The sequence below is a fragment of the Gottfriedia acidiceleris genome, assembly GCF_023115465.1.
Taxonomy (GTDB): domain Bacteria; phylum Bacillota; class Bacilli; order Bacillales; family Bacillaceae_G; genus Gottfriedia; species Gottfriedia acidiceleris_B.
The window spans coordinates 552565-572890 of sequence record NZ_CP096034.1 but is presented as its reverse complement, the minus strand read 5'-3'; the positions used below and the strand labels follow the sequence as shown (position 1 = coordinate 572890).

Below are 20326 nucleotides of genomic sequence, written 5' to 3'. Positions count from 1 at the left end.
AACATGTATAAAGGACAGGGCCAATTAATACAAAAAATCTCTACGGATTTTCCATAGAGATTTTTTAAAATAAAGATTTTATTATCTTTTTGCTCCTGTGAAGCGTCTATTTAAAAACTTAGCAAATAATCTAGCAAATAAGTTAAATAACAGGATCATTACAATTAAGACTGCTGCAGATTTTGTAGCGATGCTTTGCGCGTCTGGAACTATACCTTCTGAATTTAATTTCCAGATATGAACTGTTAATGTTTCTGCTGGTCTGAAAATATTAAACGGATTCATCGGTGTATTTAATGGAGCAGCATTATTTAGAATAGGCGTTGTAAGTCCAGCAGTATAGATTAATGCCGCTGCTTCTCCAAAAATTCTTCCAGCTGCTAAAATAATTCCTGTTATTAACTGTGGAATTGCAGTTGGGATACTAATTTTAGTAATTGTTTGCCACTTTGTAGCTCCCAATCCAAGACTACCTTCTTTACTAGTTTTAGGAACATTTAATAACGCTGTTTCACTTACCCTTGTTAAACCTGGAAGATTTAAAATTGAAATCGCAAGTGCACCACCAATTAAAGTGTAGCCCCATCCAGTCATCGTTACAAATACTAATAAACCGAATAATCCTACTACGATTGAAGGTAAAGAAGCCAACGTTTCAATACATAGTCTTAAGAAATTTAAAAAACGACCTGGTTTTGCATATTCTGCCATATAAATCCCAGCTCCTACTCCAATCGGAACTGAAATAATTAATGTTAACACTAAGATATAAAATGAATTAAAAAGTTGTGGTCCAATTCCCCCACCTGCTTGAATATTACTAGGTTTTCCAAATAGGAAATCAAAGTCCCAGAATCCCCAACCTTTTAAAATAATTTCACTTAATAAAAATAATAATAATATTACAACTAAACCAGCTATTAAACAAAGTATTCCCGTCCATACCTTATCCATTTTTCTTGCGATCATGATTCATATCCTCCTTTTCTTCCAATTAAACGAATGACTAGTATAAAGAGGAAGGATATTAGAAGTAAGATCATTGCTAGGGTCCATAACGTGTTATTCCAAGCTGTACCGTTTAATGTATTTGCCATATCCATTGTTAATATTCCTGTTAAAGTTGCTGTTGGATCGAAAATACCATTTGGGAACTTAACTGTATTACCGATTACCATTTGTACTGCTAATGCTTCACCAAAAGCACGAGCAAGACCTAAAACGATCGCAGTTAAAATGTTTGTTTTTGCAGCTGGTACAATTGCCAATTTAATTGCTTGCCATCTAGTTGAACCTAGTCCGTATGATGCTTCTAAGTAGGTTTTAGGAACAGCTCGGACAGCATCAGATGCTATACTTGCAATTGTAGGTAAAATCATGATACTAAGCACAATAATCCCTGCAATTAAACTAAACCCTACGCCACCTACTGTATTTCTAATAAAAGGAACTAATATTGTTACACCAAGAAATCCATAAACTACTGAAGGAATACCAACTAGAATTTCCAATACTGGAATTAATACTTTTTCACCAAACTTCGGTGAAATAAAATTCATGAAAATTGCTAGTGCAATCGCAATTGGTGCAGCTATAATTACAGCACCAACAGATACTAGAATTGAGCCAACAATAAAAATTAAAGCACCATATGTTGGGTTTGAAGCATTATTTGGACTCCAATGTTTTGAAAACAAAATTTCACTTAACGATATATCATTTACTGTAAATGATTGGATTCCTTTACTAACAATAAATCCTATTATTGCTATTGTAATACCAATCATTAAGAAACCACATAAAGTTACAAGAGTTCTTCCAAGGTATTCAATTAGAAATAAGTTTCTTTTTTTGAAATTCATGATAAACCCCTATCATCCATTAATAAATTAGTTTGAGAGTTGGTATAAAACCAACTCCCATTTTTTCTATTATTCTAAACCTGTCATTTTTGAAGCTGGGATATAACCCATCTCAACTAACTTGTCAGCAAACTCGTCGCCACTAATGAATTCAATATATTCTTTTACAGGAGATTTCGCGTCGCCTTTTGTAATCATGTACTCGTAAGAATAGAATGGGTAATCACCTGCAACGATATTGTCTGTAGTAGATTCTTTTCCATCAATTTTCACAGTTTTTAATGCATCTTTTTTATCGCCGATTAAATATGAGTTAGCAAGATAAGAAATTGCTCCAGGAGTAGAGTTTACAGCTTGTTCAACTGCACCGTTTGAATCTTGAACAGTTCCTACGCCATCATTAATCTTAACGTCTTTCATAATTTTCTTTTCAAACGCTGCACGAGTACCAGATGATGCTGGACGATTAATCACATTAATTTTCTCATCTTTACCGCCAACTTCTTTCCAGTTTGCTACTTTACCAGCGAAAATATCTTCAATTTGTTGAAGTGTAAGTGAATCTACACCAACATCTTTATTTGTTACCATTGAGTAACCAACACCAGCAACTTTAGCTTCTACTAATGAACTTGCTAATGATTTATCTTCTAATTTATCAGCAGCAGGTACATCTGAGTTACCAATTTGAATTGCTCCTGTAGATACTTGGTTTACACCAGTACCACTACCGCCACCTTGGACTGTAATTGATACTTTTGGGAACTTCGCCATAAATTCAGTAGCCGCTTCGTCAGCTAGTGGTTGTAATGCTGTAGATCCTGCAGCACCAATTGTTCCTGTTAATTCTACTTTTTTATCATCTGAAGTCTTGCCAGTTGTTTTTTCATCTTTATTAGAACATCCTGCTAACATACCTGTAATAGCCATTGCTGCAAATGTTAATTTTAATCCACGTTTCATTTTAATCCCCCTAAAATGTTTGTTTTTATTTTTAATTTTGTATTTAATTTTTGTTTGTTATCTCTTACAATCTCTACTTTAAAGTTTTTAGGTTAAGCAAGTTTTAATCAATCGTAAAGAAATTGTAAATCTTTTTAAGAGGTAGTATGTTTAATTGATTTATGGGCATGTAGCGATAAAATACTAATTACTTATTAAATCTGCTAAATATAAAAAAGAAACTACTTAAAAGCAGCTAAACTTTTAAGTAGTTTCAGGTGCTGATCTATGACAAGTTGGGAATACTGAAAACATATAGTGGATTCTAAAGGAAATAAAAAAACTGACTCAAAAAGTCATAGACCTCTTGAGTCAGCTTAAATTGCATTATTATTGTAAACCTGCCATTTGTGAAGCTGGGATATAACCCATTTCAACTAACTTGTTAGCAAATTCATCGCCACTAATGAATTCAATATATTCTTTTACTGGAGATTTTGCATCACCTTTTGTAATCATATACTCATATGAATAGAATGGGTATGCACCAGAAGTAATGTTTTCAGTTGAAGATTCTTTTCCATCAATTTTCACAGTTTTTAAAGCATCTTTTTTATCGCCGATTAAATATGAGTTAGCAAGGTATGAGATTGCACCAGGTGTAGAGTTTACAGCTTGTTCAACTGCACCGTTTGAGTCTTGAACAGTTCCTACTCCATCATTAATCTTAACATCTTTCATAATTTTCTTTTCAAACGCTGCACGAGTACCAGATGATGCTGGACGGTTAATTACATTAATTTTCTCATCTTTACCGCCAACTTCTTTCCAGTTTGCTACTTTACCAGCGAAAATATCTTCAATTTGTTGAAGTGTAAGTGAATCTACACCAACATCTTTATTTGTTACCATTGAATAACCAACACCAGCAACTTTAGCTTCTACTAATGAACTTGCTAATGATTTATCTTCTAATTTATCAGCAGCAGGTACATCTGAGTTACCAATTTGAATTGCTCCAGTTGATACTTGGTTTACACCAGTACCACTACCGCCACCTTGAACTGTAATTGAAACTTGTGGAAACTTTGCCATAAATTCAGTTGCCGCTTCGTCAGCTAGTGGTTGTAATGCTGTAGATCCTGCAGCACCGATTGTTCCTGTTAATTGTACTTTTTTATCATCTGTACTAGTCTTGCCAGTTGTCTTCTCATCTTTATTAGAACATCCCGCTAACATACCTGTAATAGCCATTGCTGCAAATGTTAATTTTAATCCACGTTTCATTATTGTTTGTCCTCCTAAGGAAAATTATTATTTTCTACATCTCTAACTATAGAAAAGAATAGTTAACCTAGTTTTAAACGATTGTAAATAATTCGTAAAGTTGGGATAGGAGGATCAATTAATGATAAAAATAAGACTCTCTAATTAGTTTAGAGAGTCTAGAGAATCAATTTATTTCGTTTACGATTAATGAAAAACAAACCACTTAACCCTAGTAGTTTTGAAATAAGCCTTATTTATTCACTTTTTCTAGGCATAGCTTTAATACAGCATTAAGCAATACATTCGCCCCTTTAGCACAATCCTCATATGAAGTTAATTCATCTTCACGATGACTATACCCATTTACGCTTGGGACAAAAATCATAGCCGTTGGAATATAGGAAGCAATGAATTGAGCATCATGGCCGGCACCGCTATACATGCGATTTTCTTTATAACCTAGCTCTTTGCAAGCATATTCCACAGCATTGACGACTTCTTCATCAAAGTCAACTGTGTCTCGATCCCATAGGCGTGTGGATTTGACTTGACAGCCACTAATATTTTTTGGCAGTTCTTCCACCATACGTGAAACTTCTGCAATAACACTCGGATCCTTATGTCTCGCCTCTAAAGTAAAGGTTAGTTCTGAAGGAATGACCGTATGAATATTTGGATATGCATTTATTCGACCGATTGTGTAAACTAGATCTGAATCTAGTCTTTGTAATTTCTTTTGTAAATCTACTACCACATTAGCAGCAGTGAACATCGGATCTTTGCGCATACTGATTGGCGTCGTACCTGCATGGTTGGATTCTCCAAATATAGAGATTTCATAGCATACCATTCCTAGTACACCTTCTACTACCCCGATTTCTAAGTTTTTCCGTTCCAGTACAGGTCCTTGTTCAATATGTAGTTCGATATAAGCAGTTGCTTCTTTTAATCGATTTGTTTCAGAACCTTCGAAACCACTTACATTCAATGCTTGAGCAAATGATATCCCATTTTTATCAGTTGAAGTACTCATCTTCTCTTTATCGAATTTACCTGACAGTACTCCCGAAGACATTAGAGATGGCTCAAATCTTGCCCCTTCTTCATTTGTAAAATTGACAATTGTAATTGGGTAATCTAATTCGATTTTTTCATCTATTATTGTATAAACAGTCTCTAAAGCTGTGAGTACGCCTAGTACGCCATCGAAACGTCCTCCCTTAATAACTGAGTCCAAATGGGAACCAATTACAATTGGAGGCAAGTTTTGTTTCCCCGGTAAAGTAGCATACATATTCCCCATATCATCATGCTTTACTGTCATTCCCACATCTTCACATAATGCTTGAAATTTTCCCCTTGCAGCAATATCTTCAGCAGATAATGCTAATCTTGTTACCCCGTTGTTTTCTGTTTTACCATATTCACTAAACAACTCAATTAATTTTTGAAGCCGATTAGCATTCGTTCTGATCATATGAACGCCTCCTTTAATAATGGGTAATATCTTCAATAACAATTGCTGATCATTCATTTAGTGAACTAGAAATATTCGAGAAAATATTTACCAATTTAAATAAAGTTGTTTCATTAGATAATACGATGGAAACTGCTATTATAATACTAGGAATTCCACCTTACTTATTCATTCAAAACTAAGACAGACGTGCTCCTATTTTTTGACTGCATTTATCTTTATTTTTTTAAATGTATGAAGACCGTTAACAGATTTCTACCTTATTTTAGAACCCTAATCGTCTTAAACTATAATTAATTACCTAATCCCTAAAGGACAATTAACATTATTTATTTGAGCCCTTTCTAAGACTGACATTACGTGTCCATAATTCAGAAAATTTGTATTATTTTGCTATTTCCCATTGATTTGTGTTCATAAAAAGATATAATTATGTTGAAAACAATTTGTGCAAACGTTTGCAATAAATTAGCATTACCTACATACATATTTTTATTGCATCTTTTGTCTAATCGTTTTCCTAATTTAGAAAGAGAAAGGGGTTTTTTCATGAGGAGAAAACAGAGATCAATATTATCGCTTGTTACTGTATTAGGATTAGTTCTCCAGATGTTTCCGGGATTTTTTACAAATGTAAAAGCAGCAGAAACGACAGCTAGACAAGTTGTACTTGTAGGAAGCTTTCAAAAGTTGTTAGGAAATTCAAGTGACTGGGACCCATCTTCGCACCAAACTGAAATGGTATATAAAGGAAATGGTCTCTATACATTTACTGGTACTTTACCGGCTGGTGAATATGAGTACAAAATCGCCATTGGTGGAAACTGGTCTGAAAATTACGGTGAAGGCGGAAATCCTGGTGGCAACAACATTAAACTAATACTATCCGAACAAAAGGATGTCACTTTCTACTATAATGATAACACTCATTCAATTACTGATAGCACTCACTACACCGCTGTAGCAGAGGAAAAACAACCACGTCTTGTTGGAACGATCCAGCCTGCTATTAATGCAGGATCAGCTTGGAGTCCAGCAGACTCAACAGCCTTTTTAAAAGATGATAATTTTAAAAATATCTATTCATTTACTACAAAAGTGCCAAGTGGTACTTACGAATACAAGATTGTACTAGGAAAAGATTGGACAGAGTCCTACCCTACTTCCAATCAGAAGTTAACTGTACTCTCTCAAACTACTATTACATTTTTCTTTAATTACCAAACTAAAGAAGTTTATACAGATTATAAACCAACAGGCTCTGATGGCTTGATTGATCAGAATGCACTCTATCATGATTCATGGGACCAAGTATACAAAAAGCCATTTGGTGCCGTTCCAGAAAAGACACCTGTCACCTTCCGGATATCGGCTAAAAAAGGAGATTTAACAAGCGCGAGCCTTTATGTAAAAAACTATAATTCTGGCACAACAAAGGTCTTGGCTATGAAAAATGTAGGCTGGTCAAATACAAATAGCAAAGGTGACCTTGAATACTGGGAAGCTACGTTTACGCCAACTGACAAAGGGATTCATGGGTATAAGTTCATTGTCAGAGATCAAGATACAACAGCAGAATATGGAGAAGACACACAAGAAGGTCATACTGGAAAAGCAGTAGATAAAAATGCAAGCCTTTTCCAACTGACAGTATATGACCCTAGTTATCAAACACCAGATTGGATGAAAGAAGCTGTAGTCTATCAAATCTTCCCTGATCGCTTTTTTAACGGAAATAAGGCCAATGACAATGTCAAGGATAAAATTGGTGCTCGTGGTAATCAGCCAATCGAACATCCTGCTTCTTGGTCAAGCTTACCTGATAATCCTAATGAACAAGGAACTGGAACATATACTGGAGATGGAGAGTTTAGTAATGATTTTTATGGAGGAGACATCGATGGAATCAAATCTAAGCTTGATTACCTTCAATCACTAGGGGTCAACACACTCTATTTAAATCCGATTGCACTTGCACCATCTAATCATAAATATGATGCAACAGATTATAAATTAGTTGACCCAATGTTTGGTTCAGAAAAAGAATTTAAGGATTTCACAAAAGAATTAGCAAAACGTAATATGCACTTAATTTTAGACGGTGTTTTTAACCACGTCTCAGACGATTCAATCTATTTTGACCGCTATAATAAATATAATACAGTAGGTGCATATGAATATTGGTCTCGCATTTATGATTTAATGAATAATGAAAAATTGTCCGAAGCTACTGCTAAAGAGAAAGCGAAAAAGCAATTTATCTCCGAAGGCCAATCTTTTAGCCCGTACGGTTTTGAAAACTGGTTTCATATTGAAAATGTTAAAGTGCCAAACGAAAAAGTAAACGGTGTATCAACTGGAGAACATTATAAGTATGAAGGTTGGTGGGGCTATGATAGTCTCCCAGTATTTGAATCAAAAGAAGGTTCAAAAGTTGACCACCTTAGTGAACTTAATAACACTGAATTGGCTAACTATATAATGTACGATAAGGACTCTGTAAGCAAATCATGGATTGATCGAGGTTCTTCTGGTTGGCGTTTAGATGTAGCGAATGAAGTAGACAGCGCATTTTGGCAGGAATTTCGAAAAGAAATTAAATCCAAAACGATGACTGGTTCAGGACAAACTCTTCAAAAAGATGAAAAACCACTTATTTTAGGAGAAATTTGGGATGATGCTTCCAAATACTTTTTAGGAGATCAATATGACTCCGTAATGAATTATCGTTTCAGAGGTGCCGTATTAGATTATCTAAAGAATGGTAATGCAGAAAATGCACAAAACTCACTCCTTGCAGTACAAGAGGATTATCCAAAGGAAGCTTTTTATGCTCTCATGAATCTAATGGGATCTCATGATACTGCCCGAGCTATATTCCTTTTAGGCAACGGAACAGATACTTATAACAGAGCTGAACAAGATCCGAACTATAATTACAATGAAGGTGTGAAACGATTAAAGCTAGCCTCTATCCTTCAAATGGGTTACCCTGGTGCACCGACCATTTATTATGGAGATGAAGCAGGTCAAACAGGTTCAAAAGATCCAGATGATCGCCGTACGTATCCATGGGGAAATGAAAACCAAGATTTGATTAAACATTATCAAAATATTGGTCAAATTCGTAGTAAAAATTCCGATCTATTTAGTCATGGTGATCTTCACCATATTTATGCTAAAAATGATGTATTAGCTTACGTTCGTACTAAAGGCACAAAATCAGCTCTTATCATCATCAACAGAGGGAAAACTGCACAAACTGTTGATGTTGACACAAAAAATCTGATTGCAAACGGAATTCGTCTAGAAGACCAATTAGATAAAAAATACGCTGCTACAGTGAAGGATGGCAAGTTAACATTGACCATACCTGCTGAATCAGGAAGAATGTTACTTTCTAGTAATGACGTGAAAAATCCACAGTCAGTTAAAAATGTAATCGGTACTGTAGGCTCTAAACAAATTACGTTAAACTGGACAGGAACTGGCACAAAATTCAATGTCTATCAATCAACAGTTGCTGGCGGATTATGGACAAAAGTAAAAGAAACGAAAGACACTAATGTAACCATTTCAGATTTAAATAATGGCCGTAACTACTATTTTTCTGTAACTGCTGTAGATTCTAATGGGAACGAATCTGAACCTGCAGTCTCAGTTGGTCTCGTTCCTCATTACGATGTTAGCAAAGCTAGCGTGTCCGACATGACAGCCTTAGCCAATCAGGAACTGAATTTAGCGCTTGATTCTACTGTTAAAGCTACTTTTTACTTGCAAGGTGCAACAGAAACAGGCCCAGCTGAAGGAATTATGGCGGAACTTCAGGTAAGAATGAAAGGCCAGACTGCTTGGGAATCATACAAGGCTCTATATAATGGTCAATCTCATGAAAATCAAGCTAATGAGTTCCAAGGTAGCTTCACACCATTAGAGGCTGGCATATATGAATATCGAATGGCCTTTACACCTGATTTAGGAAATACATGGGTATACTCTGAAACAGAAGAAGTGAATTATACACGTAGCAGTTTAGATACTACTCCCCCTGCTAGTAAGGTCGCTTTGGAAACACCCATTCAGGAATCTGGTCAGGTTAACTTAAACTGGAAACTTACGCAGCCAGATCAGCCATATAAATCTGTCATTTATCGTGATGGTCATATACTTACTTCAGTAAATGGGGACACTACTACCTTCCGTGACTATCAGGTCACAAACGGTACAACTTATAATTACCAAATCCGAGTCTTTGATCAAGCAGGAAACTATGTGGACTCAAATACTGTAGCTGTCACACCAGATATTGTCATGGTACAAGTCACCTTTAAGGTTCATGCACCGGCTGACACTCCATTGTCAGCACAAATGAATATACCTAACAGCTTAAACGGTTGGAATACAGGTGCTTGGTCAATGAGCAGAAATGGTGCAGTTACACCAGATTGGGAATATTCAGTTGAGCTTGAGGAAGGAACTGAAATTACTTACAAATACACAAGAGACAACACATGGGATCATGAAGGATTAGCTGACCATACACCATCTGATCCATCAGATGATGATATCAGCTACTATGGTTACGGTGCGACTGGAACCGATATGAAAATAGTTGTTTCAAATCAAGGTGGTAACAAAATGACAGTCCAAGATACGATTTTACGTTGGATTGATAAGCCACTTGTAGTAAGCCAAATTGATGTGAATGGTTCAACCTTGACTGTCAAAGGGAATTCTATTAAAGGCGCTAACCTCACTATCAATGGAGAAAAAGTAACTGTAAATAATGATATGAATTTCACCCAATCTTTTAATCTAAAAGAAGGTCAAACACAAGTACCAGTACACATTGAACCAACTGATTCAACTAAAACCACGATTTTTAAAGGTGATGGTGGTTCGATCAACAAAAACACAAAAAACTACGTGATTGATGTTATGAATAAAACGATTAGTGAGTCTAAGTAAATAAAAAAAATAAAAGGTCTGCCAAAAAATCGGCAGGCCTTTTAGATTCACCGCAAACTCTCGCTTTCTTTGTTATTTCTCATGTCTGGCCGCGGTACTCAGGAAAATCCGCTCCTCACTAAGCTTCGAGTAATGAAAGGAAGCGTTTTCCACATTGATGATAAGGAAAGGTGTCCCTAATCATCGTCGTCATCGTCGTCATCGTCATCGTCGTTACAAGTTGGGTCAGATGCACCAGTTATTTGCGGATTACTGTTGTTAGAGAACGTACTATTTGTAATAGTGATTGTACCAGTATTCGCAATAGCCCCTCCACTCGTAGCTGTGTTGCCATTGAAAGTACTTCTATCGACTGTCATTGTTCCAGCATTCTTTATAGCTCCACCAACACCATTTGGAGCACTATTGTTAGTAAACGTACTTCTATCAATCGTTGCTGTTCCAGTATTGGATATTGCTCCTCCATCACCATTAAGAGCACTGTTATTAGTAAACGTACTTCTCATAACGATAAGTGTACCATCATTTGTTATAGCACCACCATTACGCGTAGCGCTATTGTTAGAGAACGTACTATTTGTAATATTGACTGTACTGCCAGAAAAATTCCCTATAGCCCCACCGAAATTAGAGCTGTTGCCAGAGAACGTACTATTTGTAACAGTAACTTCAGAACCAGAATCACTATTCGATATAGCTCCACCAACACCATTTGGAGCACTATTGTTAGTAAACGTACTATTTGTAATGCTAACTTTACCTGAGCCAAAATTTGCTATAGCGCCACCATCACCATTCGGAGCGCTGTTGCCAGTAAACGTACTTCTCATAATAGTAAGTGTGCCATCATTTGCAATAGCCCCCCCTCTACCAGAAGCAGTATTACCAGAGAACATACTATTTGTGATGTTAACTATCCCATCATTTGCGATAGCTCCACCATTAGACGTAGCACTGTTGTTAAAGAACATACTATTTGTAATATTGACAGTACTGTTAGGAAAATTTCCTATAGCTCCACCAAAATTAGAAGTGTTGCCAGAAAACATACTATTGGAAATATTCACTACACCAGAATTCTGATTCGCTATTGCACCACCAGACTGGGATGAATGATTGTTTAAGAACGTAGACCTTATCACATTCAATGTGGCACCATCATTAAGGATGGCTCCTCCAGTAATATCATTACCATTTTCGAAGGTTAGATTACTAATTGTTACTGTATTTGCACCGCTAATATTAAAGATACGCGTACTACTACCGCTGATTGTCGGACCAGGGCCACTTATCGTTAAGGTTTTATTAATAACTATAGGACTGCTTAAAATAATGGTACCAGATCGCACAGGTCCCGCAAAGACAATTGTGTCACCTGGGTTTGCTATTGCAACTGCATCTCGAAGTGAACCCGGACCGCTATCATTAGTATTGGTCACCGTAATTGTTGCCATATTATCCTCTCCTTATTTTTTATTCTTGGACTTGTCCTATTTTGTTCTTAGACTTGTCCTAATTTATTCTATTCAAAGTGAAGCTAATCGTGACAATTTCCGACCTTTTACTTTATTAATAAGCAACACAATTCTCCAATTATCTCTTAAAATACTAATGTATCGTAGCCACAACATTAGTAAAGTAATTAATCCTCTTGGAAAATGTTTTCCAGGAGGATTCTAAAGGAATGCAAAAACAAGAAGATGCCCCCTGTTTAATACAGAAATCATCTCCTTAAAGTTGCATAGACTTTTTTTCAATGTCCTTTACAAAGGGTACATTTTAATCAATAAGTCTATTTTTTATATTAATATGTGAAACCTAACTAAGTTTCCTTCATTAAATAGTAGATAAGATTGACCTATTCAATTAATCCTAAAAAATTTTTTCCAAGTATGTATTCCTTTTCATTATCAGGAATTAGAAGGCATTCAATCCAACTTTTCTTGTCCGAATAGTCATATTCATTAAATTGTTTCATTCCATATGGACCGTCACAACCAAAAAGAACTTTATGGTAACCTAAAGCCTCCACTGCTTGTTTTACAATTAACGGATTAAGATAGTCACTTGACGTATCAACATATACATTTGGTTTTTCCTTAACATATTTCCATAACTTTTTCCAAAATGGTAGGCCAGCGTGAGCAAATATTAATTTAAGTTTAGGGAAATTTTCTGGTAGATATTTATAGGAGTCAATCTCAGAAGATAGATGAATAATCATAGGTACACCTTTTGATTCACATAAAGCAGCGACTGGATCAAGAGCTTTAATACTATAACCATGCATGAATGGATGAGCTTTTACCCCAATAAAACTAGGGTTTTTAAGATAGAATTCTACTTCTTCCATAAAATAAGGAATCAATGGGTTCACTGCTACCCAACCAAGAAATCGGTCTGGAAATCTTGCAATTGCATTAGCCACGATATCATTTTGCGGCTTTGTAAAAATCTTATATGAATTACCATAAAGTTTCAAATAGCCATCTTTCACAAGACCATTATAAATTTTGTGCCCAATTTGAGGTGTATTAAGTATTAGAAAACGGAATAATCGTTGGATATGATACTGAATGGTACTATCCGATTCAAACATTGTTTCACTCATATGAGGGATTAGAGCAGTTTTTGCTATATTATTTTTATCTATCCCCTCGATCATTTTTTCTAAAGTCAGCATAGATTCATCCACATGAAAATGGCAATCAACAATCATATAAATCTCCCCCTCTTCTACCCTATTATTTTCAATGTATTGCTTTATTGAATTTTAAATTATTTACTTTTAACCTATTTTTACTAGTATCATATATATGCTTCGAAAAAAACCTTTATTAAATTAAAGACTTCTGTGTAGATTCAATACACCTTTAGCAGCAAAAGAATTGATCTTTCTTTTTTTACAAATTTATTTAGAAGCTCTCTTAGGGGGATTTTTTAACTATTCAATGTAGGATTAAGAATTGGAGATACATAGTTTTTATTAATTGATATCAACAAAGTTGGTGCAAGATCACCTTCCGAAAAAATACTGTTCACACATAATGAACACCCTTAATTAAAATCTAAATAAAATTTTTAGACTATTGAACTAAATTGTTGTTCGATATTTAAAGATATATAGATACTCAGTATACTAATGAATAGGAGGCTAGCCATATGATTGAAAACAAAAGGTCACGAATAATTATAACAATTATCTATTTTGGGTCATTTTTAGTGGTATTTCCGCTCAGTATACCACTCATGATAATCTTGACATTTATGACAGATGATCTGTCTGTTACAAATTCAACAATTGATTGGATGTGGTATGGATATTTAGCATTTATCAGTTTATCAGGTTCAACGGTATTGAACTTTATATTCAAACATATTTTGGGAAACAAAAATACGAAAAAAACATGGCTAATTTATATCTTGCATTTAATCTTGATACCCTCTACTACAGGACTTTATGAAACGATACTGTTTCAGTAAAAGGTAAGTTTGTAATATTAAAGATTGCATAATGCAAAGGAAGGAAGAAATAGAAAAGTAGGTGTTTTAATGTCACTTAATAAAAAGAAATCAATGGCGATATCTTTTGCAACTATAATATGCTTGTTGTTAAGTGGTTGTAAAGGAACGACAATTAAATCCAATTTTGAAGTTCAAGAAAGAAACCATTCGGCAGAAAAGGTGTTCGACAAAGTATACAAAGAAGAAGGATTTATCGGAAAAACAAATGTGTATACATCTGAAAATAAGGAAGTGGTTGTCGAAACAGTTGTGAAAGGCACGAAAAAGTTTTACATCGTTCCACTTCTTCTTGCATTTGATCATGTTCAAAATAAATTGCGAACAAATTTTGATGTACATGTGAAAGTGTTGAAATCATCGGATTATGATTTCTGTACAAAAACATTTAAACGTGATGGTGAGATTCGTGGGAAGTGGTATGATAAATGCAACATTACCTATGATCATGGATACTACACAAATGGAATGGGTACCCAAAAAATAGAAAATAAATAAAGTTTAAACTCATAAAATAACAGGAAAATGGATAAAGGTGACTACATTAGTCCCTCCATCTTTTCCCCTGTTCGTGCCTTTTCTCAGATGTCTATTCTGATTTTAGCAAAGGTTTATTATTTTAAGACAAGCTCCGCCACACACTCAACATGTGCAGTATGCGGAAACATATCAACAGGCTGCAAATACTTCACATCATAACTCTTACTCAATACCTTTAAATCCCTAGCTAAAGTAGAAGGATTACAAGAAACATATACTAATTTCTTCGGCTTAATTTTTAATACAGTATTTAAAAACTCCTCATCACAGCCAGTTCTCGGTGGATCAGTTATAATAACGTCTGGTTTCCAGCCTTCATTTAACCATTTCGGTAATACTTGTTCAGCTTTACCTGCTTCGTAATGAGTATTTGTAAATCCATGGCTTAGGGCATTTGTTTTCGCATCGATGATTGCTTCTTTCGTTACGTCCATGCCTCGAACTTCTTTTGCGTCTTTTGCTAGCCATAGTCCGATTGTCCCTACTCCACAATAAGCATCTACGACTTTTTCTGTTCCGGTAAGTGCCGCTGCTTTTTTGACTTCATTATATAGCTTAACTGTTTGTTCAGGATTTAATTGGAAAAACGCTCTTGCCGATAGTTCGAATGATAAGTCTCCAAGCTTTTCTTCAATTACTTCTTCACCTGATAAATAGACAGTTTCACGACCAAAGATCACTGAAGTCATTTGATTATTAATGTTTTGCATTAAGCTTGTCACTTCAGGAATTCGTTTTTTAATTTCACTGATTAAATCATTTTTTTGAGGAAAATCTTTCGTTCCAGTTACTAGTACTAATTGGATTTGACCAGTACGTAAACCAACTCGCGCTACAATTGTTCGAATTACCCCTTTATTTTTTCGTTCATTATAAACAGGGATATTTAAACGAGTTAAAATTTTCTTCACTTTACCTGTAATTTTATTTAAATCCTCATGTTGGATTGGGCAATGACCAATATCGACTACATTATGAGAGTTTTGTGTATATAGTCCAGCGATGATTTTATTTTTTTCTAACCCAGCTTGAAGCTGACTTTTGTTGCGATAATTCCAAGGATTTTCCATACCAATCGTTTCTTTAATTGGTGTTTTTTCTAGTAAATCTTTCGCATACTTTTCCATTGCTTGGATGACAATGTCGCGTTTATATCGAAGTTGTCCTTCATAAGATGCATGCTGAATTTGACAACCACCACATTTTTCGTAGATTTTACAAGTTGGTTCTACGCGATCTGGTGATGCTTTTCGAATACGTTGAATTTTCCCCTCTGCAAAACCGTTGTGAACATTCGTTACCTCTGCAACTACTTCCTCACCAGGTAATGCTCCTTTAATAAAGACTACTTGTCGTTTGAAGTAACCGACACCCTCACCATTAATCCCAATACGTTTAATTGTAATAGGAAAGGATTGGCCTACTTCTAATTTATTTTCTAACTGATTGCTCATATATACAACTCCATTATTCTATGCTCTTCCAAAGATAAAGGGCAGCGTAGCTTCCAAACGGAGAAACCTGCTCTTTTACATAATCCATTATTTCTTTCGAAGGCTTTTCATCTAAATTTAAAAGCTTTTGAAGTGCGATTTGAATTCCAACATCACCAACTGGGAAAATATCTTTTCGACCTAGACCAAATAATAAGAAGTTTTCAACTGTCCAAGGACCGACTCCCTTAAGTTTGATTAACTCCTTTGAAATTTCATCCGAAGATAATGTCCGATAATCTTGATGACTTAAAACTCCTTCACTCCAAGCTTTAGCAATTCCAATCATATATTCAGCTTTTCTAGTACTAAGCTGCAAATCTCTTAACTCATCTATTGTTAAATTAGCAATTATTTCAGGAGATGGAAAAAACCACGAATTACCAATTCTTTCACCATACATTCGAACAAATCGTTTTGTTACTTGGATAGCAAATGTACGCTGTATTTGTTGATGAATAATACATGTAATTAAACAGGCAAAAGGATCATTTGAAACGGTAATTGGTGTATGTCCAAAAAGGTCAATTAGAGGAGAAATTGTAGTTTGTCTTAAATGATGATGTAGTTCTTCAAATTCTGTTTGCCATTGCAAAATAGTAGCAACTTCTTCGAGAATTTTCTCTTTATTTTCATGTTCACTAATGACTTCAAACTGAACCGGAGCATCATTTATTTTCTTAACCTTTACAACTGCTTGATCCCCATCAATATAAAGTGGAATGCTTAACCGCTTTTCAGCATAATGCACTGTAAATGTTGGTTCATGCTCTAATCTCTTTAGCACTTCTTCCCATTGATATTGTGTTTCTAAAGCAACCTCTTCCTTCCACATTCTCCCGTTCCTCCTTAATTACTCTGAAGTGTATTATAGCATAACAAGTACCGCTTAAGAAAATTTGTGTGAAACGCAAAAAAGCTAGAGAATGATCTCTAGTTAAGGTGTGCATAAAAATTTGATTTTCAGACTGACTTCAAGCGCTTGTCACCAGTCTGAAATTCAAAAAAAGCTTGGGGACTAGTCAAGCTTTCTTTGACACATTAAATTTTAAGGGAATGGGGAAACTTTCAAGTCCAATCAGGTTTCAAAACTTATCAAATATCACAACAGCGGTGTTGATATTTGCTATACTTAAATGATAACGATTATCATTTTCAAAGTCAAGTGTTGCATAAAAATAATTTCAATCTTTTTTCCATACTTTTTGCAGCTACTCTTTCAAAACTATTATTCACATCTACTCTCTTCTTCCTAAAATATCTCTATTAATAATTGGAGATAATACAAGGACGATACCTACTTACCATTCGTAAATTATGTTCTTTCGAAGACGCATTAGGTTATAATTTATGATAAACTATTTAATTGAAAGTAGAGACTAGTGAGGTAAGACTATTATGGAAAAAGCAAAAGTTAGTGTAGTCGTTGTTGCTCATAATCATGAAGATGTCTTAAAAGATTGCCTAAATAGTATACAAGGTCAATCATTAACTGATATTGAAACGATTATTATAGACAACGGTTCATCTGATAATAGTAAAGAAATAATTGAGAACTATTCAAATTCACATAAAAATATTCGCTTCATATCATTAGAACTAATGACAAAAAACAAAGCTCGTAACATTGGCTTACATGAAGCTACTGGAGAATTTGTGGCATTTATCGATGCGGATGATATTGTAAATCCTTCAGCCTATGAAAATTTATATAACAGTGCAATCAAGGATCATACTAATATTGCTTTAGGAAATATACAATTATTTAATGGTACAAGAAAATGGGAGCACCATGAATTAAAATCAATCATAAAAAAAGATTTACCAACAATACGTGAGTTTCATAAACATCCAGAACTATTGTTAAATCCTTCTATTAAAAATATGATTATTAAAAGAAGTTTATTAAACGACAATCAATTGCAATTCAATGAGCTTTTAACAGAACAACAAGATTTATTATTTACTCAACAATCTTTTATTTGTTCAAATAAAGTTTATGTAACTTCTGATATCGTAATAAAAGTGAGAGATTTAACAAACAGTGATGTTATTAAACAAACTAGTACGTTAGAATTTTTTGATAACCTTCTCGTTACTCAAACTGAATTAATAAACTATTATAATTTGAAAGAAATCACCTCTCATTACTCGCATGTTGAGAAAAAATTATGGGATTATTATTTAACGTCTTTACTGACAAAGGCATATTATTTCCCTTCTGAACAATACAATGGACTTTTAAGGATTTCATCAGTTTTTGCTAAAAACTTATCTGAAAATCTAATGGAAAATAATACTTCTAAAATCAGTAAAGTATTTTATACTATTTTTCTTAATCAAAATCCAGAAGAATTTCATTTATTGATGTCTCTATTATCAGATCGTACCTTACAAAAAGGAGCTGTGAAGATAGAGGGAAAATATTATCATTATTTTGCAAAGTATTTTCCGAAATATAAAGAATACCTAGAAATTAAAGAATTTAATTTACATCAAAAAATTGAAATCCTTTCGTTACGAGGTGACCGCTTGCAAGTTGGTGGCTTCGCATTTATCGAAGAAATTAATAATGTAGATTCTATTAAAGAATTACAGTTTAAAAATAAATCAAATGGTCAGCTAATTACAGTTACACTCGAAACTCTTGAGCGTTCTGATTTGTCTTATCTTTTCTCAAAAAATAGTATCAATTATAACGATGGTGGCTATAAAACAACTACACTTGAGCTAAGTAAAATTTTACCTGATGGCGATTATGAAGTGTTTATTTCAGTAAAAGTTGGAGATATTTCATTAAAAAAACCACTTCATATTTTTTATTTTTCAACAAAGGCAAATTCAAAACCAGCTACAACTAAAACACATAGTATCGTACCCTATTTTCCAAAGAAAAATTTACACATTCGAATTAAAAAAACAGGCCTACTTGGAAAATTAAAAACAAAGATCCAAAAATCATTCCGTGATATCGTTTATGAATTTGGATTACTTGTACTAAGAAGAGAATGGAAGTCATTCCTTATTTTTTACCTTTACCGTTTAACCCAAAGATACTATCGAAATAAGCATATTTGGTTAATTGGAGAACGAAAAGATACAGCACAAGATAACTCATATCATTTATTCAAGTACATTCAGCAAAATAAAATAAGAGATAACTGTTACTATTTGATTGATAAAAAGGCAAAGGATTACGAATATATAAAAGAATTCGGAAACATTGTACAATATGGAAGTTTAAAGCACACACTTTACTTATTAACTTGTGATAAAACAATTAACGCCTATTCAGAGCGTGCCAACATGTACACGCATGAGTATTTACAAGTTTTAAAATGTCATCCTGAGTGGCAGCAAAATCAAAAAATCCTTATTCAACATGGCGTTATTGGAGTTAGTCGTGTAAATCATGTACTGAATAAGAATCGAATGGGCTATTCATTATTTATCGTTTCATCTGATTTTGAAAAAGATCATATTGTTAACGAATTCGGTTATGCTGAAAATGAGGTAGCTGTTACCGGATTGGCTAGATGGGATGCCCTTGAAAATACAGGAAATGGCAAAACCATTTTAATCATGCCAACATGGAGAAACTGGAATAAAAGTACTCAACAATTAATGAACTCTGAATACTTTAACCGTTATTTATCTTTACTAAGTAATCCCGAGTTACATCAAATCTTAGAGAAAAATGATTTAAATATCATTTTCTATCCGCACTACCAGACTCAAATTTATATGAAGGATGTTCCAGATTTCCATAAAAGGATAAAAGTAATCCGTCAAGGTGAAGAAACCGTTCAATCTCTATTAAAAAGATCAGATTTACTAATCACTGATTACTCAACAGTTTCATTTGATTTTTCATATATGGAAAAACCAGTTATTTTCTATCAGTTTGACTATAAGCGATTTTATTATGAACATTACAACCAAGGACCAATTACACAAGATTTACTTTTTGGAGAAGTTGTAACTGAAGAAGAGCAAGTTTTAAATGGAATAAAAAAATTCGCCAATAAAGATAAACAATTCCTAGAAAATACAGTCGAAAATCCATTTGTCATCAAAACACCTAAGCAACATGCTAAACTAAACTATGAAGCGATCGCAAACCGTTAAAGAAAACTCGTCGATTGACAAGCCTACTCCTAAAATTGGCTACTACGTCGAGTTCGACTCCTCGTTGCCAATTTCTTAAAGTATAAAAAAGCTAATGATTTAAGCAGTTAATAAAACTACTTAAT

At 34.2% G+C, this 20326-nt stretch carries 12 protein-coding genes; 3 read left to right on the top strand and 9 right to left on the bottom strand.

Annotated features, from left to right (window positions below):
- Positions 1-81: 81 nt before the first annotated feature.
- From pstA to MY490_RS02635, 5 genes are all read right to left on the bottom strand, one after another.
- On the bottom strand, positions 82-969 hold the full coding sequence (gene pstA, locus MY490_RS02655) for a phosphate ABC transporter permease PstA (RefSeq protein ID WP_248267876.1): 888 nt from the start codon (positions 967-969) through the stop codon (positions 82-84).
- A complete protein-coding gene (gene pstC, locus MY490_RS02650; protein ID WP_248267875.1) occupies positions 966-1862 on the bottom strand; it encodes a phosphate ABC transporter permease subunit PstC in 897 nt (298 codons plus the stop codon). Before pstC ends, pstA begins: the two co-directional genes overlap by 4 nt.
- 69 nt (positions 1863-1931) lie before the next feature.
- A complete protein-coding gene (locus MY490_RS02645) occupies positions 1932-2831 on the bottom strand; it encodes a phosphate ABC transporter substrate-binding protein PstS family protein (RefSeq protein ID WP_248269307.1) in 900 nt (299 codons plus the stop codon).
- 363 nt (positions 2832-3194) lie between these two features.
- Positions 3195-4091 carry a phosphate ABC transporter substrate-binding protein PstS family protein gene (locus MY490_RS02640; protein ID WP_248267874.1) on the bottom strand — a complete coding sequence of 299 codons (897 nt, stop codon included), beginning with the start codon at positions 4089-4091 and terminating at the stop codon, positions 3195-3197.
- Between the two features lie 232 nt (positions 4092-4323).
- The gene (locus MY490_RS02635) at positions 4324-5550 is read right to left on the bottom strand and encodes a Zn-dependent hydrolase (protein ID WP_248267873.1); all 1227 of its coding nucleotides are present in this window, start codon (positions 5548-5550) and stop codon (positions 4324-4326) included.
- A gap of 549 nt (positions 5551-6099) precedes the next feature.
- Between MY490_RS02635 and MY490_RS02630 the strand changes: the two genes are divergently transcribed.
- Positions 6100-10518, top strand: coding sequence for a pullulanase X25 domain-containing protein (locus MY490_RS02630; RefSeq protein WP_248267872.1), 4419 nt, complete (start codon positions 6100-6102; stop codon positions 10516-10518).
- Positions 10519-10694: 176 nt separating this feature from the next.
- Here MY490_RS02630 and MY490_RS02625 read toward each other — a convergent pair whose 3' ends face one another.
- Both MY490_RS02625 and MY490_RS02620 read right to left on the bottom strand, forming a co-directional pair.
- The gene (locus tag MY490_RS02625) at positions 10695-11972 is read right to left on the bottom strand and encodes a beta strand repeat-containing protein (RefSeq protein ID WP_248267871.1); all 1278 of its coding nucleotides are present in this window, start codon (positions 11970-11972) and stop codon (positions 10695-10697) included.
- A gap of 404 nt (positions 11973-12376) precedes the next feature.
- A complete protein-coding gene (locus MY490_RS02620; RefSeq protein WP_248267870.1) occupies positions 12377-13237 on the bottom strand; it encodes an amidohydrolase family protein in 861 nt (286 codons plus the stop codon).
- Between the two features lie 833 nt (positions 13238-14070).
- Between MY490_RS02620 and MY490_RS02615 the strand changes: the two genes are divergently transcribed.
- Complete coding sequence (locus MY490_RS02615) at positions 14071-14538, top strand: hypothetical protein (RefSeq protein WP_248267869.1); 468 nt, start codon at positions 14071-14073, stop codon at positions 14536-14538.
- Between the two features lie 116 nt (positions 14539-14654).
- Here the strand turns inward: MY490_RS02615 and rlmD are convergent, their stop codons facing one another.
- Positions 14655-16034, bottom strand: a complete 1380-nt coding sequence (gene rlmD / locus MY490_RS02610) for a 23S rRNA (uracil(1939)-C(5))-methyltransferase RlmD (RefSeq protein WP_248267868.1) — start codon at positions 16032-16034, stop codon at positions 14655-14657.
- 13 nt (positions 16035-16047) lie between these two features.
- Entirely contained in the window at positions 16048-16908 is an 861-nt protein-coding gene (locus MY490_RS02605) for a DNA-3-methyladenine glycosylase family protein (RefSeq protein ID WP_248267867.1), read from the bottom strand.
- Positions 16909-17471: 563 nt separating this feature from the next.
- Between MY490_RS02605 and MY490_RS02600 the strand changes: the two genes are divergently transcribed.
- Positions 17472-20201: a bifunctional glycosyltransferase/CDP-glycerol:glycerophosphate glycerophosphotransferase gene (locus MY490_RS02600; protein ID WP_248267866.1), complete on the top strand. Its 2730-nt coding sequence runs from the start codon at positions 17472-17474 to the stop codon at positions 20199-20201.
- Positions 20202-20326: the final 125 nt, after the last annotated feature.